This is a genomic window from Methanolobus tindarius DSM 2278, from assembly GCF_000504205.1.
GTDB classification, from domain to species: domain Archaea; phylum Halobacteriota; class Methanosarcinia; order Methanosarcinales; family Methanosarcinaceae; genus Methanolobus; species Methanolobus tindarius.
The window spans coordinates 2,865,609-2,888,261 of sequence record NZ_AZAJ01000001.1 but is presented as its reverse complement, the minus strand read 5'-3'; the positions used below and the strand labels follow the sequence as shown (position 1 = coordinate 2,888,261).

21 protein-coding genes and 1 tRNA gene are annotated in these 22,653 nt (G+C 38.2%); 12 read left to right on the top strand and 10 right to left on the bottom strand.

The annotated features are described in order from the left end of the window. Window positions 1-3: 3 nt before the first annotated feature. Complete coding sequence (locus tag METTI_RS13680; protein WP_023846422.1) at window positions 4-849, bottom strand: DMT family transporter; 846 nt, start codon at window positions 847-849, stop codon at window positions 4-6. A 525-nt stretch (window positions 850-1,374) separates the two neighbouring features. On the opposite strand from METTI_RS13680, the gene METTI_RS13675 reads away from it, so the two are divergent. After that, complete coding sequence (locus METTI_RS13675) at window positions 1,375-1,608, top strand: hypothetical protein (protein WP_023846421.1); 234 nt, start codon at window positions 1,375-1,377, stop codon at window positions 1,606-1,608. A 103-nt stretch (window positions 1,609-1,711) separates the two neighbouring features. Continuing rightward, on the top strand, window positions 1,712-2,269 hold the full coding sequence (locus METTI_RS13670) for a GNAT family N-acetyltransferase (protein WP_023846420.1): 558 nt from the start codon (window positions 1,712-1,714) through the stop codon (window positions 2,267-2,269). Between the two features lie 179 nt (window positions 2,270-2,448). On the opposite strand, the gene METTI_RS13665 is transcribed toward METTI_RS13670, so the two are convergent. After that, on the bottom strand, window positions 2,449-3,195 hold the full coding sequence (locus METTI_RS13665) for a class I SAM-dependent methyltransferase (RefSeq protein WP_048135518.1): 747 nt from the start codon (window positions 3,193-3,195) through the stop codon (window positions 2,449-2,451). Between the two features lie 187 nt (window positions 3,196-3,382). Between METTI_RS13665 and METTI_RS13660 the strand changes: the two genes are divergently transcribed. The 4 genes from METTI_RS13660 (at window position 3,383) to METTI_RS13645 (ending at window position 8,752) form a co-directional block, all read left to right on the top strand. Beyond that, window positions 3,383-4,216: a TrmB family transcriptional regulator gene (locus METTI_RS13660; protein WP_023846418.1), complete on the top strand. Its 834-nt coding sequence runs from the start codon at window positions 3,383-3,385 to the stop codon at window positions 4,214-4,216. Window positions 4,217-4,590: 374 nt separating this feature from the next. Then, window positions 4,591-5,571 (top strand): hypothetical protein, encoded by a 981-nt coding sequence (locus METTI_RS13655; protein WP_023846417.1) that lies wholly within the window; start codon window positions 4,591-4,593, stop codon window positions 5,569-5,571. Between the two features lie 387 nt (window positions 5,572-5,958). Next, complete coding sequence (locus METTI_RS13650; protein WP_023846416.1) at window positions 5,959-6,921, top strand: integrase; 963 nt, start codon at window positions 5,959-5,961, stop codon at window positions 6,919-6,921. Window positions 6,922-7,150: 229 nt separating this feature from the next. Next, on the top strand, window positions 7,151-8,752 hold the full coding sequence (locus METTI_RS13645) for a DUF4209 domain-containing protein (RefSeq protein WP_023846415.1): 1,602 nt from the start codon (window positions 7,151-7,153) through the stop codon (window positions 8,750-8,752). Window positions 8,753-9,461: 709 nt separating this feature from the next. On the opposite strand, the gene METTI_RS13640 is transcribed toward METTI_RS13645, so the two are convergent. From METTI_RS13640 to METTI_RS13630, 3 genes are all read right to left on the bottom strand, one after another. Further along, window positions 9,462-9,538: transfer RNA gene (locus METTI_RS13640), tRNA-Val, on the bottom strand. 193 nt (window positions 9,539-9,731) lie between these two features. Further along, a complete protein-coding gene (locus METTI_RS13635; protein ID WP_084324025.1) occupies window positions 9,732-10,232 on the bottom strand; it encodes a pyridoxamine 5'-phosphate oxidase family protein in 501 nt (166 codons plus the stop codon). Between the two features lie 64 nt (window positions 10,233-10,296). Continuing rightward, window positions 10,297-10,599, bottom strand: coding sequence for a Dabb family protein (locus METTI_RS13630; RefSeq protein ID WP_023846413.1), 303 nt, complete (start codon window positions 10,597-10,599; stop codon window positions 10,297-10,299). Between the two features lie 128 nt (window positions 10,600-10,727). Here METTI_RS13630 and METTI_RS13625 point away from each other — a divergent pair, with 128 nt between their 5' ends. From METTI_RS13625 to METTI_RS13615, 3 genes are all read left to right on the top strand, one after another. Further along, window positions 10,728-11,351 carry a magnesium transporter gene (locus METTI_RS13625; protein ID WP_023846412.1) on the top strand — a complete coding sequence of 208 codons (624 nt, stop codon included), beginning with the start codon at window positions 10,728-10,730 and terminating at the stop codon, window positions 11,349-11,351. Then, entirely contained in the window at window positions 11,348-11,905 is a 558-nt protein-coding gene (locus METTI_RS13620) for a magnesium transporter (RefSeq protein ID WP_023846411.1), read from the top strand. The genes METTI_RS13625 and METTI_RS13620 overlap by 4 nt, the downstream gene beginning before the upstream one ends. A gap of 67 nt (window positions 11,906-11,972) precedes the next feature. Next, a complete protein-coding gene (locus METTI_RS13615) occupies window positions 11,973-13,178 on the top strand; it encodes a potassium channel family protein (RefSeq protein WP_023846410.1) in 1,206 nt (401 codons plus the stop codon). 47 nt (window positions 13,179-13,225) lie between these two features. Here METTI_RS13615 and rpiA read toward each other — a convergent pair whose 3' ends face one another. After that, the gene (rpiA, locus tag METTI_RS13610; RefSeq protein WP_023846409.1) at window positions 13,226-13,918 is read right to left on the bottom strand and encodes a ribose-5-phosphate isomerase RpiA; all 693 of its coding nucleotides are present in this window, start codon (window positions 13,916-13,918) and stop codon (window positions 13,226-13,228) included. 20 nt (window positions 13,919-13,938) lie between these two features. Then, a complete protein-coding gene (aspS, locus tag METTI_RS13605; protein WP_023846408.1) occupies window positions 13,939-15,270 on the bottom strand; it encodes an aspartate--tRNA(Asn) ligase in 1,332 nt (443 codons plus the stop codon). A 264-nt stretch (window positions 15,271-15,534) separates the two neighbouring features. Between aspS and METTI_RS13600 the strand changes: the two genes are divergently transcribed. Next, window positions 15,535-16,221, top strand: a complete 687-nt coding sequence (locus METTI_RS13600; protein ID WP_023846407.1) for a hypothetical protein — start codon at window positions 15,535-15,537, stop codon at window positions 16,219-16,221. Window positions 16,222-16,271: 50 nt separating this feature from the next. Here METTI_RS13600 and gatD read toward each other — a convergent pair whose 3' ends face one another. Both gatD and argH read right to left on the bottom strand, forming a co-directional pair. Then, entirely contained in the window at window positions 16,272-17,522 is a 1,251-nt protein-coding gene (gatD, locus tag METTI_RS13595; protein ID WP_048136309.1) for a Glu-tRNA(Gln) amidotransferase subunit GatD, read from the bottom strand. Window positions 17,523-17,608: 86 nt separating this feature from the next. Continuing rightward, the gene (gene argH, locus METTI_RS13590) at window positions 17,609-19,090 is read right to left on the bottom strand and encodes an argininosuccinate lyase (protein WP_023846405.1); all 1,482 of its coding nucleotides are present in this window, start codon (window positions 19,088-19,090) and stop codon (window positions 17,609-17,611) included. Window positions 19,091-19,331: 241 nt separating this feature from the next. Between argH and METTI_RS13585 the strand changes: the two genes are divergently transcribed. Next, entirely contained in the window at window positions 19,332-19,808 is a 477-nt protein-coding gene (locus tag METTI_RS13585) for a chemotaxis protein CheW (protein WP_023846404.1), read from the top strand. A 101-nt stretch (window positions 19,809-19,909) separates the two neighbouring features. Further along, window positions 19,910-20,752 (top strand): acetolactate decarboxylase, encoded by an 843-nt coding sequence (budA, locus tag METTI_RS13580; RefSeq protein WP_023846403.1) that lies wholly within the window; start codon window positions 19,910-19,912, stop codon window positions 20,750-20,752. On the opposite strand, the gene METTI_RS15360 is transcribed toward budA, so the two are convergent. Continuing rightward, window positions 20,695-22,644 (bottom strand): sensor histidine kinase, encoded by a 1,950-nt coding sequence (locus METTI_RS15360; protein ID WP_023846402.1) that lies wholly within the window; start codon window positions 22,642-22,644, stop codon window positions 20,695-20,697. The two genes, budA and METTI_RS15360, sit on opposite strands and share 58 nt — an antisense overlap. Between the last annotated feature and the right edge of the window lie 9 nt (window positions 22,645-22,653).

Genomic DNA, 22,653 nt, shown 5'->3' with positions numbered 1-22,653 from the left:
CTATCACATTGATATAAGAGCAATAGCAGCAAGAGAAGCCATTATACCTAGCCATTGACGTGGGACAAGTCTCTCTTTTAATATTACACATGCCAAAAGCACCGTAACTCCAGGACTTAGTGATGACAGAATCGTGGCAACATCCAGCCTTCCTGCTACAGAAGCAAGGGCAAACAGGACAACACCTCCTGTGTTGAATATTCCTGCAAGGATAACTAAGAGAATTCCATCTGAAGCTGGTTTGCTGACTTTTTTTGTTGATAGCATGAACGCAGCCAGCATAATGAGAGCTGTAATTCTTGAAAACGTCAGTGGCCAGTAAATTCCGGTTGAACTGAATTTATCTATTGAAATAAAGAACAGTCCAAATAGTGTACCTGCAATTGCTATGTGTTCCAAATCTTTTGTTTTTAAATCCAATCCTGAATTCATTCTGACAATGAACCATATACCAATGAGTGCAAAAAGAAAGCCTGCGATTTTTAAAGTGTCAGGAAGACCTTCATTTATAGCTGAATATATAACAGGTATGATTATCGCTATTACTGCAGCCAGCGTTGCAACGATGCTCATTTTACCTCTGGCCATGCTCATATAGAGTAAAATAAGTCCTGCAGCTCCGAAAAATCCTGCAAGGCCACCCCACATAAGATTGTTAAGTGAAGGCAGGCTTTCAGAAAACGCCAGTGCAAGGACTGGAAACATAATTATTCCCGTTATCTGTGTGGCAATTACAGCAGAATAAGCGTTTGTCCGCCTGGTAGCACACCCACCTACAAAATCTCCCGCACCCCATGACAGTGCAGATAAAAGCCCAAAAAGGTTTGCAAGATTTTCAACAGGCAGCATTTTGTTTCTCCGGTTATTTCCAGATTCACAGAATGCTTGTTTTGTATATTATTTTTAGGTTTGTAAAATGAACAAAAATAATTTGCATAAAGATGTCTGCAAACTGAAGAAAGAATTAATCTCTTAGAATTATAGGCATTGTGTGGATGTTTGCCTTCCGCATTTTGGACAGTAGTAGAGAATATTTGATTGAATATTCAGGCGTTTCAATGGAATTTTGCATTGTGTGCATAGTTGATATTGGACACTTAAAAGTTGCATATTTCTACCCCGTTCCCATTTTATTAAAGTAAAATTTGACTAAAAGATAATATTATTCATTAAGATATTAATTGTTATGTGTCACGTATAATGACCATGCTTTGTAGAAAAAATTTTGGATGAAATATTTTTAAAAATACAATTTTTAAATTGCTCGATGGTATGTATTAACAAAAATCAATGGCATTAGGGTACACATATCAATATATAATACCATGTGAATAGAAGTATAACTTTATTAATTAAACACTTGAGAGGTTTTTGATGGCAGTTAAAAAGCAAGTCGAAAAGTATGCTGTACTTCACTATAGAAATGGAACAACGAGAATAAACGTGTATTTTACTGATGGGACATGGGATAGTTACAAGGATCTTGAACCCGCACGTGCAATGTTAATAATAGATATGCTTCGCAATGAGAAGCCAGTTTATTGGACCGAAGGTCCTGACATTCTGTGGACTGGTCGGGAACCGATAGGGGAAGAAGAGGGTGCCTGAGCACCTCTTCCATTAATTTTGGGAATATTACTTTTGAATCAAGACTCGAATCACCCAGAAGAAAGCTTGGAAAGCTTTTATATAGATCATACATTTGTTTCAAATGATAGAAATGAAAGAGAATGTCCATATTAGGGAAGCAAAAGAATATGATTTTGATGATATAATGCGCGTAGAAAAAGAAGCATTTGGTTATGAGAAAGAGGCAATCTTAGTATCTGAACTTCTTGAAGACAAAAGTGCAGCACCAGTTTTATCGTTGTTGGCTTTCAAAAACAATGAAGCGGTTGGACATATTCTATTTACAAAAGCAACTCTAGATGGAAGAACAGCCCCGTTAATATACCTCCTTGCACCTCTTGCAATAAAACCACAACATCAAAAACAAGGAATAGGTGGAATGTTAATTAATGAAGGTGTGAAGAAATTGAAAGAAATTGGCGCTGAAATGATATTTGTTCTCGGGCACGAAAGTTATTATCCAAAATATGGATTTAAGCAGAATGCCGGAAGTATGGGCTTTGCAGCGCCTTATCCAATTCCCGAAGAGCATGCGGGTGCATGGATGATCTATCCTTTAAACTCAGACTCTGTTGATGGAATTAAGGGAAGAGTTGTTTGTGCGGATGCCTTGAATAAGCCGGAGCATTGGAGGGAGTGAAAGATTTATTCTGTGTGTTTCTGGTGAATGCCGAATTAATAGTTCAGCTTGTATTCTCATGTTGGGGAAAGGTAAGATATTATGGAAATAGTTTGAAACGACAATGTGTTTATTTCAAAAATAATTTGTATTCGGATATGACCTGCTTTTTATGAGCAAGTCACTCCACATATACACTATTAGAGTTTATTTTTCTGAAAAATATAGAACGCATAACCATATTCATCAGGACGTTCTCTAAAGAGTTTTATCTCCCTTTTGTTAAACTCAAGTATCATTTCTGCCTCAGTGTTTCCTTTGTACTTATCACTGATTTCATCAACTCTTTTTTCCAGATTGTCATAAAACTCATACCAGACAGAAACTGGAAGTTTAAAGTGATCAATGACATCATATCCTACTGCCTTGATAACTTTTTCAGTATCAGGTATATTCATGATACCGGGATATATTTCCTGCCAGAATTCAACAACTTCCTCAGAAGGTTCGTCTGTGAACCATGTGTTCTCTGTCACTGCCATATAGCCACCTTTTTTCAAGAACTGTTTCCAGTAGCTGATTCCTTTTTCAAAACCAAGGATGAAGATGGAGCCTTCTGCCCAGATTACGTCGAATTCTCCTGTTTCAAATGGCAGGTTATCCATGGATGCACAAACTGTGCTGATCCTCTCATCAACTCCTGCTTTAACCGCATTTTCCATTAATTTATCTAAAAAAGGCTGGTAAATATCAGTTGCAGTGACATGACAGTCCTTGCAGATACTGGCAAGATGTATTGTCTGCATACCGACACCACATCCAATATCAAGGATCTTAGCACCTGCAGGAAGGGAAGAAATCATATTAAACGCTTTTTCAGTACATTCGTTACTACCGGGACCCTGTCTGGGTAAACCATCAAATATCTCAAAAATTGTGGATTCCATTTTTGCACCTATATTCATCATTTATTTTACTCGATATAAATATGCAATAAAGCCAATATGATTTTTTGATAATTGGATCGATATTTACATTGATACTTACAAATTTATATGTTCAAGCAGTGTTTCTTAATACCACGCAGAATAGATAACAATTTTACTTTACGATAAACTAAAAAGTAGTGAAAAGATGGATGAAAAGTTACTTGCAAATATCGGTTTAAATAAATATGAAAGAACCGTTTACTGGACGCTTTTAAAAAAAGGAGAGCTGGAAGCAAGTAAATTATCACAGTTGTCAAGGGTTCCTATTGGAAAAATCTATGAGGTTTTGAGTGATTTAAACAAATATGGCCTTGTGGAGATCAAACCTTCAAGGCCACGAAAATACAGGACTGTTGATACGAAAATTGCTTTTGAACTTATGTACAAAAGAAAAGAAGAAGAAGCACTCAGTGAGCTCAAACTACTCAGGGAAGCATTTGCTGAAATTGAAAGGCAACTTTCAAGTGGCGATTCTCCAAACCATGTTAAAACAATATTCTGGCCTGACAAGTTCAATGATGATGAACTAAAAGAAACAGTTAATTCATTTTTTGAGGATATTGAGCATGAAATATGTGTTGTTACTCCCAGTAAGTATAAGCCCGGAGTATCAGAACAATATGATGACTCAATGTCAGTATTCAGCAAGGCTTACTTAAATCTGGCACAGCGTGGCATTCATGTTAAAATTCTGGATTCCCATTCCCAACTGTTACCGTCAATAAAAGAAATTGTTACTTCAATAGAAGACGAATCAATCAAAAGTAATGTTCAGAAATTCATGGAAATAAGAATTCTGGAAACAAAGCATGATTTTGTAATCTTTGATTCAAAAACTCTCTTGCTTGATATTGAAGATCAGGTCGATACGGGTACGAGTCTCGGTATGACACAAATTCATGATGAGTCATATACAAGACGTTTCAAGGCTAAATTCGACGACCTCTGGACTAAGGGGAAGCGATTCGATTTAGTATGAACTGGCTAAGGTTATGAGTTTTTTATTAATGACTGCTGGTTTGTATATACCTACAATCACTACATGGTACACTTGAGATATAGACGTGTCACTGCAAAAATCATATGCAAATGGTACCTGAACCTTATGAAAAGTGTACTGCTTTGAATGTGCTGCGTATAACTGTATGTTGCTTTTTTTAATATGATACATTTTTGGAAGGTATTTAATTAAAACTATATTGAATATATGAGATACTTATGACTGTTTTTATCTAGAATTATTTAAATAAACTACAGTATTTATTTGAAGATAATGTAAATAAGTCTAAATACTAATATGTTTTTTACCTTCATCATTATCAATATTTTATGTAAACTTCAAAGAAGGAATCAATGATGCGTATAGGTGAAATAAAGTTTGGTAAATATGATATTTTATCCTATGTTTCGATAGTAGTTACAGCCATTTGTATAGTTCTCTATTTACTACCTAATAAAATAGAAGGCATAGAAATTAACAAAATAGACATATTGCTGTATTTATTAGTTTCACTATCGACATTTCTAATTGCTAATACTAAAAAAAATGATTTAACATGTGATAAAGTAACTCAGATTTCAAATGAAATTACTGTTTTAAAGGAAAACACTGAAAAAATAAATAGAATAGCAGATGATGTTGATCTTTTAAAGAGCGGGACTCCTGCAGTTATCAAACCTATAAATAATCAAGAAGACTTTTATCATCTCTTAAATGCAAGCGTAATCACATCTTCTACTAGAGTATGGGTGACTCATTTGGATCAATGGGCTCCAACTTCACCTAAATTTAGTGATAAAGATCGAGTAAATTATTTTGATAGTGTATTGGAACATATCCAAACTCATCCTGCAATTGATTTCAAAAGAATCATTAGTATCCCTACTAAAGATAAACTGGAATGGGTAGAAAAACTCATTATGGATACAGATGCATATCAGAATCTTCATTTAGCATACATTAGAATAGATGACATTGAAGATATATTTCCATTTTCAGTTGTCAGTTGCCAAATAATTGATGAAAACAAGATGTTTATACTAAATCCTCTTTTAAACCGTGTTCCTCGTAATAGAGGCCAATTCAAAGAATGCCTTTACTTTGAAAACAAAAACATAGTCGGAATATATTCTAACTATTATGAAAAATTGTGGGATAAAATCACACAAAAGGATTCTCTACATGGATGCATTCTAAAAGATGGAACAGGTACAGACAACTTCTACAAGAATAAAAATTGGATCTTGTCTAACATTAAAGAAGAGGAACCTAGAGAAGATAGCTGTAATATTGCAAGTAATAATCAGTCAATTACTAATGGTGTCAGTTCATAGATTTAGAACCTTATGCATTTTTGCTCACATCTCATACAAGGAGATGATGAGCTTTTCTATTTTAAGTAATTCGTTCGTTTCAGGATAGCCTCGTAAAATATACAAATAATCAATATATCCTTAAATGTTTTATTTTGATAGGATTTCTATAGAGTACAATCTATCTTTTCTTTACACACTCATCCCACAATTCTATTCTTTCCCTCCATAAACATGGAGTGTAAAAAGCTATCCATTTCAGCATTCATATTATATAGTGCAAAGTACATCTAGAAAAATTTAATTTTCGTTCATTCAGAATAAGATATACTCAATATACCTTGCTTAAATGCCTGACTTCTGCCTTTTAAGAATTTGAACAAGCAAAATAAGATGTAAACTTGAGAGTTGCTAAGCTCTGCTCAGCACTACTATGCTAGAAAAAATATTGGAAGTCTGCAAAAACAAACTACAAGAGAAATAGATAATTGTGGTGGGCCCGATGAGATTCGAACTCATGACCCCCGCCGTGTAAACGGCCTACTGATAACGAAAATGATTAAAAAACAGTATGCAGCTACATTGAATGAAGAATGGGCCATCCACCATGATTCTTTTACAAAGTGGCTCCAATATAGAGACATCACAAAATCGACTAAGAGGGATTACTACAATTCACTAACAAGATTTTTTAAAAACTCAACCGTCTCTAAACCGCAGGATCTACGAGAACTTCTTCTAAAAGATAAAGCAGAACGTGGGCTGCGCAACTTCATGAACTATTTTGAAGAAGAGGATATCGATGAAGTGGCTGGCTATACTATTGAGAAGTGGAGACGTTTTATCAAGATTAAACAATCAGGTGTTGTAGAAATCTACGTAACAGATGATGAAATACAAGATGCTTTAGATGCGTGTGCAGTGGATATCAAACCTATCTTACAACTGGTGATTTTCTCAGGTAATCGGCTTTCACATGTTCATGCTATGGTTGAAACTTTTGACGAACGTAACGTGGTCATTAATGGAGAAGTTGCTCACTATCCAACATCTGCTTTTTCAAAAGGTACCAAAAGGACTTTCCAGATATTCTTCCCAACGTCATTCATTCCAGTACTAAACAGCATAGGTAAACCTTACACCTACAACCACTACATGAAAAAATTGAGGCATGAACGTGTTACTGCAAAGACCATCCGCAAATGGCACCTGAATCTTATGATATCCGAAGGTATACCTGAGAGTATTGCTGACTTCATCCAAGGCAGAGCACCGGTGACAGTGGGCAGTGCTCATTATCTGAATAAAGTAATGCAGGCAAAAGAGGCATATAGTAAACTTGTGAAAAGGTTTGATGATATCTTGCAGTAATGACTTACTAATTACTAGTGTTCAGATTATACCAGTTGCAAAGAATTTTAGGGATAATAGGTAACATCTAAAAATACCACTCTTTAAGAATACAGGTTCTAGTTTTTAGGATTACGTTCCTACATATGTAAAAAACTTGATATTACATATATACTATTTTACGAATTATTTTACTTAATACAGTAACGTTAGCAAATAAAATTATATTGTTGCAAGTTTATCGTTAAATATGTTTGATTTGGATTGGGTTAAAGAACAATTGGAAGAAAACGATAATGATCACATTATTAACATGATCTTTGGTTCTGTAATTGCTGAAATAAAAAAAGCAAAAGGTAATGAACAACATTCAAATGAAATTAGAACATACATTCAATCCATTAATCATCCTTTTTTTGCTCCTCTGGATAATTATTCATTATGGATCTTTGAGCAAGACTATAAAGCAGCTGTTGCAGCAGCCGCTAAATTCCATGAAAATGCAACTAATATCGCAAATGAAAAAATGTATTTATTTTCTGTGGCAAATTTTCAGATATCTAGTGACATCTATAAAAGCTTGGGAAAAGGGCATTTAGATAATGTCCATGAGATTGTTGAAGATATCTTTGAAACAATTAAGGTTATTGAAAATCGTCATGATTTAAGATGGAACCTTGAGTTATTAGACATATTATACAATAATTTAAATCTGCTTGAAAAGACTACTTATGAAAAAATAATATCAATAACTGAAAATGGATTTCAATATTTCTATGATTCAAAAAATATGCATTTAGCAAGAAGCTATTTAGAGATACAAAGAAAAATTCTAAACAAAAAAGGAACTCAAAAAGAGTTGGCAGCTATTTTTGAAAAAATTGCAATTACATACGAAACTGATGCAGAATTGAGAAAAGATGAGCATGCTGTTGTTTGTGCTTTCCTAAAGGAGGCACTGGGTTACTATGAATTAGCTGGAAATCATCCTAAAATTGAGGAAGTAAAGTTGAGATTAAAAGCCGAATCACAAAAGGTAGAATACTCAAAAAATTCTGTTGATGTAAAACTACCAATGGATCACATTAATAAACTTATTTCTTATTTCTCAACATTAGAATTTGATAAAATTCCGTTAGAGATTGCGTTATATGATGAATTTGTTCCTAAGAAAAAAGACATGATGCAATTAACAGAAGAAATTTTAGCAACCTATCCACTTATTGGTATAATTCCAACAGTTACCACATGTGACGGCAATGATGTAAAAGCATGTTCTTCTCCAGAAGCTATAAAAAACCACCAATATAGATTCCAATATTCCAATCACATGAAGTTCATAGGAGTTGTATTGAATATAATATTTAAAAGACTGACTGAAAAAGAAATGTTTAGCTCAGAGGTTGTTTTTCGATATTTATCGAATAACGAGTTATTAGTTCAAGATGATTTGGAAACTGCCAAAACAGGAATAGAAGCATATTTTAAAAGTGATTATGTCACATGCATGCATATTTTGGTTCCAAAACTTGAAAATATCATTAGAAATTTAATGTATATAGGAGGTATTCCAACTACAATTACAGACATGGATGGGATACGAGAAGGAGACCTTGGTAACTATTTAAGGAAAGAAGAAGTACAAAATATAGTTGGAGAAGACTTTAACGATTTTTTGAAAATATTGTTTATTGAAAAGGATTCTATTAATCTAAGAAACCGTCTTGCACATGGTCTGTTAAAATATATTGAATTCAATGAGGTATTTGCATCATTAATTTTATTTGTTTATCTAAGATTAGGAGCTGTAGAACTTATTTCAGAAGAAAAAAGTAGCGATAGTAGCTTATGAAGTTAAAAGAGTTTTTAGCAAGTTAATAAAATGAATTATAACAAACTTTTACTTACTATATCTACAGTATCCAAGAAGGAATAATTAGGCAGAACAGCGCCTGCCACAAAGCATTAAACTAAATCATTACTGCTTAGTATTAGAGACTGCAGTCCTGCAGTATGCTAAACAACACTGATTCAATTACTGTTCTGAATAGACTCCTTAGCCACAGTAGCAGAGGTTAGCCTGGACTTCTCTGCGGATGAGAAAGTGATTCTTTTAAAAAATGATTTATTCATAGCCTTAATCACTGTTTAAATATTGCCTTCAATTTGACAATCCAACACAATAACTGGATAAATATTGGAAATCGCGCCTAGGCAGAACAGCGCCCGCACAGGCACAAAACTGTCTAAAAATAGACCAGAGAAAATTTAATTCAATAAAGCATAGTGTACACTATGTATACAAGCAAAGTTACTGCCCATAAAGCTAGCAAAACCAGAATCTATCCGTCTATCAGATTACCGAAGGAATATGGCAGCATTATTGGAAAAAATGCACAGATTATTCCTACATCTCATGAGGGTAAGCAGGCTTTCCTAGTTGTTGTTGATCAGGAAAGTGTACACTCCGTGTCCACAAGTCCGTTAGAAGCAAGAGTCGAAGAGTTAGAGAAGCAACTCGAAGCGTTACAAGAATCAGTATCAGAAGAAGTAGTAGAAATTGGTGGGCCCGATGAGATTCGAACTCATGACCCCCGCCGTGTAAAGGCGATGTCATAACCGGCTAGACCACGGGCCCATTGTTTTGCGATTAAGTTGTTCGGTGGCGCTTTCGCCCTCGAGCAACCCCTAGATGTAACTAGTTGTATATAACCTTTATTGATGGATTAGCTGGAAAAAAGGATTAAAATGTGTATATCACAGAAAAATCCGGCATAAATTTAAAAATCTGCCCGGATTGTTGAGTATCCTTTAAAAGCAAAAGGACAAAATCATTCATTTCCACTGCCGCAAGTGGAAGGTTTGGAATAACCTGAGAACTTGCCCGTAAGTTCAGTAATCTCAACCTTAATTATGGCAGTTTTGCTGAGAACGCTGTCCGGGTAAGAATCATTAGTTTCGTCTGCATACTTATCCATTAAAAGGTTCAGAGCCTTGGTTTTATCTTCAGGATCGTTGAGAATGGAAGCATTTCCCCATCCTATGATGCTGTAATATTTCATACTCCAGCCACAGCTAGTCGGTGCAGGAGAAACTTCCGCCTTGTATTCCATCTCAAAGCAGACATGGGGGTTTTCAGCCATCATATCAAGCTTTTTACCTTCCTTTGCAGCGTGCAGATAAAGAGCATTGCCATGGTATGCAAAATTCATTGGCACAACATACGGGATGTTGTCCCTGCACATACCTATCCTGCACACTATGGATTTATTGAGGATAGTCCCTAACGTCTCCTTGTCTGCAATCTGTTTCTCAGGCCTTCTCATAGTCATACCTCAGCCCCAATATATAAAAACCAGAAAAATGAAAAATAAAGATAATAAAAATGTGAAGTTATCAGACAAAATAATCTACAACTACCCTGTTATCATTGATCTTTCCAACGAACTCAGCAACTTTCAGGTGTTCAGGATGAACCTGATATGTTTTGAAAGCTGACTCATCACTGAACTCAGAATAAAGAGTAACATCATAAGCAGCATCTGAAGGAATAGCATTAATTCCTACTTCAATAACACCTATCTCAGGTATCTTCGCTTTAAGAGCCTCTAGTTTCTCTTTCATGAGTTTTGCATTCTCACCTTTGCTGTTACCTTCTGCACTTTCCTTCAATTTCCACATAACTATATGTTTTAACATGGGATTTCCTCGTTTCTGGAAAGGAGAACATTAGTTTTATGCTTAACCATAGAAGGAAGAAACTATGAGAAAAAGCTCATAGATGCCTGATACGTATAAATAATAACAAAGTGAAATAGGGCATTGTAATGGCTTACGACACAAGTGATGAAGACGAAGAATATGAAATAGAAGTCGTCGAGGAATACATAGGAGATTACGGAAGTGTCCGCTCCATAGTGCGTGAGGCGTTGCCATTTGAACTCATGGCAACAATAGGAGGAGTAATATCCGGGCTTATTCTTTCAGGAATGAGCAATGAACTGGAACTAATTCCAGGACTTATTGTGATAACACCGGCAGTACTTGGTATGCGTGGAAACATCTCATGCACCCTTGGTTCCCGTCTTGGAAGTGCCATACACATGGGTCTTATTACAAAAATTGACCGAAATCCAGAGCTAGTCAATAATGTATCAGGCTCCCTTCTTCTAAGTTTTATCATGTCGGTGATCCTTGGAATTACCGGCCATATAATAACTATTGCACTTGGAATGCAAAGTGCAGGTGCAATCACTCTTACGCTTATCGCAGTTCTGGCAGGAGTTTCTTCAGGACTTATTCTCTCAGTTGTTGCAGTGCTGCTGGCACTTGGTATGTTTCGTTTCGGATTTGATCCGGACAACGTTGTAACGCCTGCTATTGCCACCATCGGTGACATAGTATCCATGGTAATGATCTTCATGGCTGCAAAGGTGGTGCTTATGATATGACCTATTATACAGTCAAAGGCATAGTTGGAAGGGGATTCCCAATCCTTCTGGTAACATCCATCATAGGCATATTCTCAGGCCAGATACTAAATATCGAAATTGACAAGATAGTATCAATGCCAATAATACTGGTGCTTATACCGGCACTTATCAAAATCGGTGGAGACACCGGCAGCATGCTTGGAGCAAGACTTTCCTCATCCTTCCACATGGGTCTTGGAAGTCACCTGCACAGGAGTCCTGTTGTCAGGAACAGCGTCTATGCTGCCATTATAGTTGGCCTTGTTGCATGTGTTTTTGTCAGTATCACCGTCTGGATAACCGGAATGCTATTTGACATGAGAATCTCATTCCTGACACTTCTGGCACTCTGCCTCCTCGCAGGTACATTTGAACTTCTGGCAGTATTTTCAGCCACTATAGCCATTGCATTTGCATCTCACAGATTCGGTGTTGACCCCGATGATACAGTAATTCCTCTTATCGCCACACTTGGTGACCTTATAGGAGTCAGCGGTATTTTTATGGCTATGCACATCATGAACCTTATATAATCTGATATAAATACAAAATATATAACAAGTAAATACATATTTAGAATACAATGAACGGTAGAAATCTATGAGTCCAAAGGAAATAAGATATGTTCCACGTAATCTCAAGGACCTCCTGATAGAGATGAAGGATACATCCGAACTCATGGTAGACCTGGCATATTCAGCCATGGTCTATGATGACGAGGATATTGCGGAAGAGGTGGTTCGCCTCGAAGGAAAGATGGACACGCTTGACTATCATATGAAGATAGCTGCCATGCTCAGCACAAGACGTGTTGAGGAAGCAGAGGAAATGTCAGGAGTGCTCCAGGTTGCACGTGCATCGGAAAATATTGCCAACGCAGCAGGAGATATTGCTCAGATAGTACTCAGAGACATAGGCATTCCAATGGAGTTAAAACTGGCAATGCGAGAAGCTGAGGAAACCATCACAAGAGCGACGGTTAGTGAAGATTCAAAACTCGCAGGTATGAACCTTGAAGATATTGAACTTGACACCGAAGCCGGAATGTGGATAATTGCCATACGCCGCAACGACGAATGGATATACGATCCAAATCATGCAACCCGCATAAGACCTGATGACGTTATTTTTTCCAGAGGACATGACGAAGGTGTACCACTTTTTATAGAGCTCGTTACAAACCGCAAATATGTACCAAGGACCATGGAACATGAAAGATTCCTTATCGACCTTGAGAGAGCCGTTGACATAATTGTGGAAATGAAGAACATGGGAGAACTGTCAGTAGGACTTGCATATTCTGCTCTTCTGTTTGATAATGAAGACATAGCCCATGAAGTAAAGGCTCTTGAATCTGAAATGGACAGCATGAAGCATGAACTCCAGCACTGGGTACTTGAAACTGCAAAACACGTGCCCGATGTTAATATTCTCAGAGGACTTCTTCAGCTTGCAAACTCCGCAGAGGCAATTTCAGATGCAGCATACACAATTGCAGATACGGTTCTCAGAGACATCGACCTGCATCCGATCATCACAATCGCTGTCAGGGAATCAGATGAAGTTATAACTAAACTTGTAGTTCAGGACTGTTCACCAATTATCGAGAAGACATTTGGTCAGTTGAAGCTGGAAACTGAAACCGGCGTGCATGTGATGGCTATAAAAAGAGATGACCGTTGGGTCTACAGACCTAATAAGAGAACTGTTGTAAAAGCCGGAGATATACTCATTGCAAGAGGGTCACACACAGGAGAAGAGGCATTATTTGAAATGTGTGCCTGTCCTTTTGAAGGCGAAGAATAAACAAAATAAGAATAACAATAAATTGAATAAAACCTGATCTTTTCAGATCAGGCCATTATTTCTACGGAACCGTCTTTCTTACCGATGTAAACCTCGTCTACATTGGTAAATATTCCGTGTTCCACAACTCCGGCAACCTGGGAAAGAATAGCTGCTGTTACAACAGGATTCTCAATTGTTCCAAGACTTGCATCGATTACAAAGTTACCATTATCTGTTATTACAGGACCGTCTTTTCTTGCTGCAAGGCGAAGCTCAGGCTTTCCGCCAATCCTGCACACCTGCTGTGAAACATACTCCTTTGCATATGGAAGTACTTCCAGAGGCACATAGTGATTAAGCTGCTCGCTGTATTTAGACTCATCTGCAACTACAACAAAACGCTCTGCAGAACGTGAAACAACCTTTTCACGTGTGTGTGCTGCTCCGCCGCCTTTGATGACATTCAGACCTTTATCAATCTGGTCTGCACCGTCAATGGCAATGTCCAGGTTTGGATGTTCTGCAAGTGATGTAAGAGTGATTCCTGTCTGAATTGCAAGCATTTCTGACTGGTATGATGTTACAACTGCAAGGATATCAAGACCTTCGTCAACACGCCTGCCAAGTTCAGCTATTGTGTAGGCTGTTGTTGAACCGGTACCAAGACCGACAACCATGCCATCCTGCACAAGGTCTGCTGCAGCAATTCCTGCAGCTTTCTTCTCAGGACTTTCTCCTGTTGGATTCCTTTCCTTCATAAGTATCACCTTAAAAAGAATTATGGGGAAAGTCTGCGCCTGTCCCTTGGGAAGAGTACGACATCACGGATGTTCTCAGTACCCAGCATGGTCATAACAAGTCTTTCACAACCGATACCCCAACCAGCGTGTGGTGGCATACCATATCTGAAAGCCTTGAGATAGAACTCGAATCCTTCAGGGTCAAGACCCTGTGACTCGATTCTCTCGATGAGAAGTTCAGGAATGTGGATACGCTGTGCACCGGATGAAAGTTCCATTGTCCTGTGCATCATATCGAATCCCTTTGACAGAATCGGGTTATCCTCGTATGGCATCGCATAGAATGGCTTAATCTCTGTTGGCCAGTCAATGATAAAGTAATGCGATTCCCCTGTTTCCTTGAATACGTACTCACCGATTGCGTGTTCGGCAGCTGTTCCAAGGTCATCTCCCCAGTTAAGCATCTCGTCTGTGTTTGCGTTGACAATCTCAATTGCCTCATCATAGGTTACTCTCTTGAATGGCACCTGTGGAACCTTAAGTTCAACATCAAGAACTCCAAGTGAATCGGATGCATTCTCAATTACCTGCTCATAGACGTAAGCAACCATTTCCTCAAGGACTTCCATTACATCGAAGTGATCACAGAAACTTGCTTCGATATCAATGGATGTTGCTTCGTTAAGGTGTCTGCGGGTGTCGTGTTCTTCTGCCCTGAAGATAGGACCAATTTCAAATACCCTGTCAAGTCCACCTGACATGAGAATCTGCTTGAAGAGCTGTGGACTCTGGTTCAGGAAAGCTTCCCTGTCAAAGTATGTGATTGGGAAAAGTGATGTTCCACCTTCTGTTGCTGTTGCTACAACCTTAGGACTGGAAGTCTCAATAAAACCATTGTCTGTAAGGTAGCCTCTGACTGCCTTGAGGACTTCGTGCCTTACCTTGAATATTGCTGTTGTTCTCTCACGTCTGAGGTCAATGAACCTTGAATCAAGACGTGTGTCAAGTTCAGCTTCTACCTTTCCGGTTGTGTCCATTGGAAGTGGTGAGTCTGCTTCGTTGAGAAGTGTTATTTCATCCGGAATGAGTTCGTAACCATTTGGTGCCTTTCCTTCCGGCTTTACACTTCCGGTTACTGAAACAACGGATTCTCTTACAAGTTTTCTTGCCTTGTCCAGAAGTTCAGGGTCTGTCTTCTTTTTCACCAGTGTGATCTGGGATTTGCCTGTACGGTCCCTGACCACAACAAAACAAATTCCACCAAGGTCACGGACCTCATGAACCCATCCTGCCACGGTAACCTTCTGGTCACCGAGTTCCTCGGGTTTAATCTGTGACGCATAGTGTGTCCTGAGATTTGCTAATGTCATAATATTCACCTGATTAATGTAATTATATAATAGACTGAATTGCTAATACCTAATTTATTCGTTATAAAGGTTGCCAAAACAATGATTCATAAAACGTTTTACTATTAAAAATGTAGAGACAATTAACTGGTGAAAACTACCTCTAGAATTATGGAATTCAAATGGTATGGTATTATGAAAAAGACTGATAAACTGCGGTTTAAAATAAATATCGATTTAAAGTATATTGGAGAATAATTAACAACCTTAATAGAAAATTTTATAATGGCTGTTGAAAATAATATATCTATGTATTATCCAGAAAAAGACCATACACACTCAATCAAGATTTGTTATGATGGTTCTATTTCACAAGTAATAAATTTAGAATCATTTGTCGATGAAGATAAAGCCTATTTCATTAAGAAGTTTGTAAATGCTAGTTATAATTCTGCGTTAATACTATCAAATGAAAATATGTTGAATGAACTAAAGTACCCTGAATGGGAAAGGGTCACACCGGGAATTAAAAATTTATCTGTACATAATGAAGATATCGAAAAACTATCATTCCCAAAAGGAAGGGAAACAACCAATATAGGAATTAATATTGACTTGTTTAAAGAAAATGAGATACATAACCTTCTTGCAAAAGTACACCATCTGGGACGGAAAGGAAACAGTGTTTTGTTAATAATAGACAATCTAAATTACTTGTTAAATATAAAAGGTCTCAATAAAGAACCATACGCACGTAGAACAATAGAAAATACCTTATATTATACTCCGACCCTTATTTGTGATGGTTTTCCTCTTGACCAAGATCTTTTCAAAAGAATAAAAGGGATTACAACTACCATCAGAAATGTATCAGAAGACTCCTATGATGTCATTTACAACAAGCATAATGAAGTCTTTGAAGATATCAAACTAGAAAACATAAACTTGACTCCGAAACACAGAGACTACTGAATTCTATCAAATAAAAGAGATTAATTATCTTCAAAAAACAAAATAGAGCCTTACTCAAGGCTCCTCTCATTAATCTCGCACCTGATATCCTGTTTAAGAATATCAACTGCATCATCATAATTCTGTATCTGACCAAGAGTCCACATCATCTTAACAAGTGCAACCTCAGGAAGCATATCCTCGCCTTCAATTGCTCCGGCTTTTAAGATGTCCCTGCCTGTGTCGTATACCCTGTCACATATCCTGCCGTTGAGACACTGGGAAGTGATTATTACGGGGATCTTCTGTTCGGTGGCTCTCTCTATCTGTGGAATCCAGTCTGTAGATACATGACCAAGTCCTGTTCCCTCGATAACGATGCCTTTGTAGCCTGCATCGATGAAAAACCCGAGAATATCCGGACTTGAACCAGGAGTGAATTTTACAAGAGCGCATTTTGGTTCGATTGAATCCATAAGTGCCAGTTCCCTTTCATTCCTCTTTACATAGGAAAGACCGGTTGTAATTTCCCCGGTGGAATAATCGACATATCCTATTGGTTCAGAGTTAATTGACCTGAAAGCATCTCTTCTTGATGTGTGCATCTTGCGTACCTTAGTTGCACGGTGGATTGAACACTTATCATCTGATGACTCGCTGTGCATAACAACAGTCACTTCTGCAATATCACTTACAGCAACCTTTGCAGCACATATAGCATTCATGGCATTGTCACTGCTTGGCCTGTCAGCACTTCTCTGGGAACCTACAAACACGATTGGCACAGGAGTGTCTATCATAAATGACAATGCAGCTGCTGAATACATCATGGTGTCAGTACCGTGGGCAACAATAATTCCGTCGGCTCCATTTTTGATCTCTTCAACAACAGCCCTGGCAAGCTCCTGCCAGTAGTCTGCCTTCATATTCTCTGAAAGGATGTTGTAGATTGCCTTGCCACTGAAGTTTGCGATCTCTGTAAGTTCAGGAATTGCCTGAAGAATATCATCTGCTGAGAATTGTGATGTTACAGCACCGGTCCTGTAGTCTATTTTACTGGCAATGGTTCCACCGGTTGAGAGGATGGATACCTTTGGAAGACCCTTTTTAGGTTTTACTTCGTTTACTGCTTTTTTTGCAGCTTCTTCCATGTCAGTTTTTTTCTGTACTACTGTAACAGTGGCACCCTCAGGCTCAATACCTGCGTTATATCCACTGACCATCTTGACAATAATATGACCGGTTGTACTTGGCATAACAATGCCTTCGTATTCCACGCCGGACTTCTCGACCTTTACTCTGTCGCCCTCTTCATAATCCATGATCATCACTTGATTACCTGTAAGTCTAAGTCAAATCTGAATATTAATTCTAACTCTATGATAGGAATTAAATGTAAATAAGTATCTCAAGCCTTTTGTCCTGTATACTTTTCAACAATTCCGTAAAGAACCTTCAATGATTCCTCAATACCGGCGTTCAGCTCTGAGATGCTTGTCTTTGTACCTTCAAGATCTTCAAGACGGGTCTTTATTGCCTTTTCCATTTCTGAAGGTGCAGGACCACCTGTGATTGAACGCCTGTTGATGTTAAGAACAGGATCTAGGGCTTCCTTTACCATTTCCTCAGTAAGGCCTCGACTGCTCAAAGTTTCACCAATTACATCCTTTGCTACTGCATCAACATCAGCAAGTGTAGGGTTTCCATCCCCTCTTGCCAGTACGCCAACAATCTGGTGGGCTGTCCTGAATGGAATTCCGCCAGCTCTCACCATAGTGTCTGCGAGTTCCGTTGCTGTTGTAAAACCAAGAACTGACTTTTCAGCCATGCTTTCGGCATTCACATTCATAGTAGCTATCATACCTTTTGTGATACGGACAGCACTCCTGGTAGTCTCAACAGCACGCCACATATTAGGTGTTGCTTCCTGAAGGTCACGGTTGTAGCTTAAAGGAAGTGCCTTGCAGAGAGAAAGCAGAGCCATGAGTGAACCGATTACCGTACCTGCCTTTCCCCTGACAAGTTCAGCAGAATCGGGGTTTTTCTTCTGTGGCATTATTGATGATGTGGATGCATACATATCATCAAGTTCAACAAAGGAAAATTCAGAACTTGACCAGATAATAATTTCCTCTGCCATCTTACTGAGGTTCACCATAATATTGGACATCACAGATGCAGATTCAATCAAAAAGTCACGGGTGCTTACAGCATCCATTGAGTTCCCAAGAAGAGCATCAAATCCTAAAAGTGAACATGTCCTGTCACGGTTGAGATTAAAACCGGTCGATGCGAAAGCTGCTGATCCCAGTGGGGATTTGTTCACCCTTGAGAATGCACTGATAACACGCTCAATATCCCTGCCTATTGCATCTGAATGTGCAACAAGGTGGTGTGAAAAAGTTGTTGGCTGTGCATGCTGCAGGTGAGTAAATCCTGGCATGAGTGTTTCTGTGTTCTCAGATGCACGCTGGAGAAGAATATTTCTAAGACCTGAAAGTTCCTCCATCAGGGAGAGAAGTTCATCCCTGAGTCTTATACGGATACAGGTTGCAACCTCATCATTTCGGGAGCGACCGGAGTGCATTCTTCCTCCTGTATCCTCGCCTACCATGTCAATTAGTCTGGACTCCAGTGAAATATGGATATCCTCATAACTGTGGTCAAGCTGCTCAATGCCTTCTTCCCTGATTTTCAGCAGTCCTGCCAGAATACTGCTGCAATCGTCCTCTTTGATGATTCTCTGTTCATGCAACATGACCGTGTGAGCCATGTCAACAAGGATATCTGCCTCAAATATCCATTTGTCAGCAGACATTGATGATGTAAAATTAAGCATATCTTCATCAGGTGTTGAAGATAAGCGTCCTCTCCGTAAAATATCGCTCATTTGAACCCTCGTGATTGTGAAATATAAATAAAAGTAATCCTGATTTTTAGCGTGGTATTGGTCTAGATACTTAAATAAGAATCGGTTTTTGGAGCTTGCTGAGAGGAAAATGTCATATGATATTGTCAGAGGAGTTTAAGATAAGCTATATATACTAACTTGAATATAATATTGCTAGGAATAATTATATCCGGGATGTATTTGTGCTAATACGTTTCCGTTTTCACTGAGGTGAGAATTAATGACTAATGTAACTGAAAGTTATACTGAAAATATTGACGATGACCTTCATCAACTTGTTATTTTCAACTTAGGTGTTGAAGAGTTCGGCATCAACATCATGCAGGTACAGGAAATTATCCGCATGCCTGACATTACAAGGATACCAAGATCTCCTGAATACGTTAAAGGTGTTATTAACCTGAGAGGTAAGATCATAGTTGTTATGGATCTTGACAGGCGTTTTGGTATGAATGAAACAGAGATGACAGACGACTCAAGAATCGTGGTTGTTGACATCAATGGTACTATAATAGGACTTGTTGTTGACTCCGTAAGCGAAGTTATCCGCCTTAAAGGTTCCAATATTGAACAGACACCTGAGATTATCACACAGAAAATCAATGCAGAATACCTGAAGGGTGTCGGTAAAATGGAAGACAGATTACTCATTCTTCTGAACCTTGAAAACATCATAACAGAAACTGCTGCAGCATAATTGCCTGCAGAATCTTCTTTTTTACAATAAATAATTTCAGGCAAACAGTATGATGCCTGCTACTTCATTTAACTACAGATTACCGTTTGAGAGGAATCAATATGAAAAAAATAAACTTTTACATTCTTTTATTTGTGGCTTTATTGTCCGTTCTAGGAGCAGGGTGCATAAATGAACAGACTGAAGATGTGGCTTCCAACGGCGAAAGCGGAGAAAACGAGGTCACTGGCACAGAAACACAGATAGATACAATCTACCAGTTCTCAGTTATCGATGCACTCCTTGAAGGAGTCTATGACGGCGAAATAACCTGTGGAGAACTTAAAGAGAATGGTGATTTTGGCCTGGGTACATTTGATAATCTTGACGGGGAAATGCTGGAACTTGACGGGGTTATCTATCAGGTAAAAGCTGATGGTAACGTTTACGAAGTTCAGGATACTGAAACTTCACCATTTGCAGCAGTTACTTTCTTTGAGACAGACATCCAGGACAGCATAAAAACAGAAATGAACAGCCAGGAACTGGCAGCATTTATTGAAGATATGCTTCCTAGCCAGAACCTTATGTATGCCGTTAAGGTTACTGGGAATTTCTCATACATGAAAACCCGCAGTGTAGCTGCCCAGGAAAAACCATATCCAAGACTTGTTGATGTAACTAAGGACCAGTCAGTTTTTGAGTTTAATGATACCGAAGGAACAATTGTAGGATATTGGATGCCTGAATTTGTTAACGGAATAAATGTCCCGGGATACCACCTGCATTTCATTACAACAGACAGGACAGCCGGAGGACACATACTTGATTATACAATCAGCTCAGGTACAATTGAAATTGACAGTTGTGACAGTTTCTATCTGGAACTGCCGGAGAATGAGAATTATCAGAGCACAGGTCTTTCAGCAGATAATGAGGCTGACCTTGAAGAAGCAGAGAACTGATTTTCCTGTTTTATTGGAAGGGATATGTGAACATCGGTTCCTGTCCCGTCCTCACTTTCTATCCATATTTTTCCATTGTGACTTTCTACTATTACTTTACTGATGTAAAGTCCAAGACCATTTCCGCCATAATTGCGGGTTGAAGAACTATCTATCTGATAGAACTTTGTGAAAAGGGCAGGAATATCATTTTCAGAAATACCAATTCCCGTGTCACCTATAACAATATGAACCTGGTTTTCTTCAACTGATGCAAAAATAGTAATGTCACCACCCTTAGGAGTGAATTTTATGGCATTGTCAATCAAATTGTGAAATACCTGTGGAAGGTAAGTCCTGTCGCCATCGATTAAACAGGAATCAAAAGCTAAATCTGTCATAATTGACAGATTCTTTTCATTTACAGAGTCAGTGGAAATATTCAATACTCCGTTTAATACTGAAACGAGATCAATCTGCTCAAAGTTGTATTTAACGTTACCATTCTGGTTGGTACTCACAAACAGTAGCGAATTAATGAGATTCTGCAATTTACGTGTTTTTACAACCACACGTTCAATGGCTTTCATCTGGTCCTCATTCAATTCACCGAGAGTACCATCATAAAGAAGTTCGCTGAACCCTTTAATGGATGTAAGTGGAGTGTTTAGTTCATGTCGCAGGTTGGAAAGGAACTCATCCTTAAGATTATCGAGTGATTTCAATTCCTCATAAGCATGTTCCAGTTCAGTTGTTGATCTCTTAAGAGCATCCTCTGTTTCCTTGCGCTCGGTGATATCACGAATATGGCTTACAGCCATCATCACGTCACCTTTAGTATCATAGACCGGAAATATCCTGAAATCCCGCACCCTGTGGTCACTGGGATCTGTGTGTTCAAATTCATTCATTGAACCTGTTGAGAACACTTCCTTTATCGGACAGGGTTCGCATGGCATTAAAGTAGGCCCTAATGATTCACATACCGGTGGATGCAGATTTTCCGGATTTTGAGGTTCAATTATATCGCCTTTCCAGTTACTTGTGACAATATTCATATCACGATCTATCACAATGATAAGATCCTGAAGTGCATTGAAAGTGCTTGTAAGAAGTTCTTTCTGGTTTTCCAGTTCTTCTTCAAAATTCTTGTTGGCTGTAATGTCTGCTATTAGGCAGATGCCACCATCAATATTGTTTTCTTTTCCCCTGAGTGGCACATAATAAGATCTCAGGTATTTCTCTTTGCCTGAGATAGTGGCAGAATATTCGTTCTCATAGAAAGGGCGCAGATCTGGCGAATTACCTGCCAGTAATCTATTAAGTGAATCATCATTGACAAAATCAAATATTTCCGAACCCAGAACATCTGTTTTCTGAAGCTGGAAAATATTCATAAAACTCCTGTTACAGTGAGTTATAGTTCCTCTACGGTCTACAAAAATACCCAGTGGTGATGCATCAAATATTAGTCTGTATCTTTTCTCGGAATCAAGTAAAGCGGCTTCAACTTTTTTCCTTTCAATAACCTTGCAAAGACGTGAGGTTACAGTATTCAGTAATCTTTGTTCACTGTGAAGAAAAGGACCTATGTCCTGAAAAGGAAGATCTCTTTTGTAGGAAACGCGGATAGTGCCGGCTTTAGCCCCATGGACTAATATTTCACTGGACAATGAATCCCGATGTTTTTCATAACCTTCGGTATGGTATTCATTACCGTCCAGAATTGCACAGGCTTCTGCAAATTCAGGATACAAAAAAGCAGACGGTAATCTTTGGAGAATTCCTTTTAACAGAGATTCAATAGGCACATGAAGATCAAAGAGGTCGGAGATACTGTAAATACATTCCAGCTCTCGTTCTCTTTTTTCCAGAGTGCACAGTTTTTCATCATCGCTAATTGTCCGCACCACGTGAATGTT

Bases quoted from the DNA above. Each gene is read 5' to 3' on its own strand.
- METTI_RS13585 (WP_023846404.1), top strand. From the start codon at position 19,332: ATGACTAATGTAACTGAAAGTTATACTGAAAATATTGACGATGACCTT.
- METTI_RS13655 (WP_023846417.1), top strand. From the start codon at position 4,591: ATGATGCGTATAGGTGAAATAAAGTTTGGTAAATATGATATTTTATCC.
- rpiA (WP_023846409.1), bottom strand. From the start codon at position 13,918: ATGAAGGAAAGGAATCCAACAGGAGAAAGTCCTGAGAAGAAAGCTGCA.
- METTI_RS13615 (WP_023846410.1), top strand. From the start codon at position 11,973: ATGAGTCCAAAGGAAATAAGATATGTTCCACGTAATCTCAAGGACCTC.
- METTI_RS13630 (WP_023846413.1), bottom strand. From the start codon at position 10,599: ATGTTAAAACATATAGTTATGTGGAAATTGAAGGAAAGTGCAGAAGGT.
- aspS (WP_023846408.1), bottom strand. From the start codon at position 15,270: ATGACATTAGCAAATCTCAGGACACACTATGCGTCACAGATTAAACCC.
- argH (WP_023846405.1), bottom strand. From the start codon at position 19,090: ATGAGCGATATTTTACGGAGAGGACGCTTATCTTCAACACCTGATGAA.
- gatD (WP_048136309.1), bottom strand. From the start codon at position 17,522: ATGGATTATGAAGAGGGCGACAGAGTAAAGGTCGAGAAGTCCGGCGTG.
- METTI_RS13620 (WP_023846411.1), top strand. From the start codon at position 11,348: ATGACCTATTATACAGTCAAAGGCATAGTTGGAAGGGGATTCCCAATC.
- METTI_RS13625 (WP_023846412.1), top strand. From the start codon at position 10,728: ATGGCTTACGACACAAGTGATGAAGACGAAGAATATGAAATAGAAGTC.
- METTI_RS13660 (WP_023846418.1), top strand. From the start codon at position 3,383: ATGGATGAAAAGTTACTTGCAAATATCGGTTTAAATAAATATGAAAGA.
- METTI_RS13645 (WP_023846415.1), top strand. From the start codon at position 7,151: ATGTTTGATTTGGATTGGGTTAAAGAACAATTGGAAGAAAACGATAAT.
- METTI_RS13670 (WP_023846420.1), top strand. From the start codon at position 1,712: ATGATAGAAATGAAAGAGAATGTCCATATTAGGGAAGCAAAAGAATAT.
- METTI_RS13680 (WP_023846422.1), bottom strand. From the start codon at position 849: ATGCTGCCTGTTGAAAATCTTGCAAACCTTTTTGGGCTTTTATCTGCA.
- METTI_RS13600 (WP_023846407.1), top strand. From the start codon at position 15,535: ATGGCTGTTGAAAATAATATATCTATGTATTATCCAGAAAAAGACCAT.
- budA (WP_023846403.1), top strand. From the start codon at position 19,910: ATGAAAAAAATAAACTTTTACATTCTTTTATTTGTGGCTTTATTGTCC.
- METTI_RS13665 (WP_048135518.1), bottom strand. From the start codon at position 3,195: ATGGAATCCACAATTTTTGAGATATTTGATGGTTTACCCAGACAGGGT.
- METTI_RS13675 (WP_023846421.1), top strand. From the start codon at position 1,375: ATGGCAGTTAAAAAGCAAGTCGAAAAGTATGCTGTACTTCACTATAGA.
- METTI_RS13635 (WP_084324025.1), bottom strand. From the start codon at position 10,232: ATGACTATGAGAAGGCCTGAGAAACAGATTGCAGACAAGGAGACGTTA.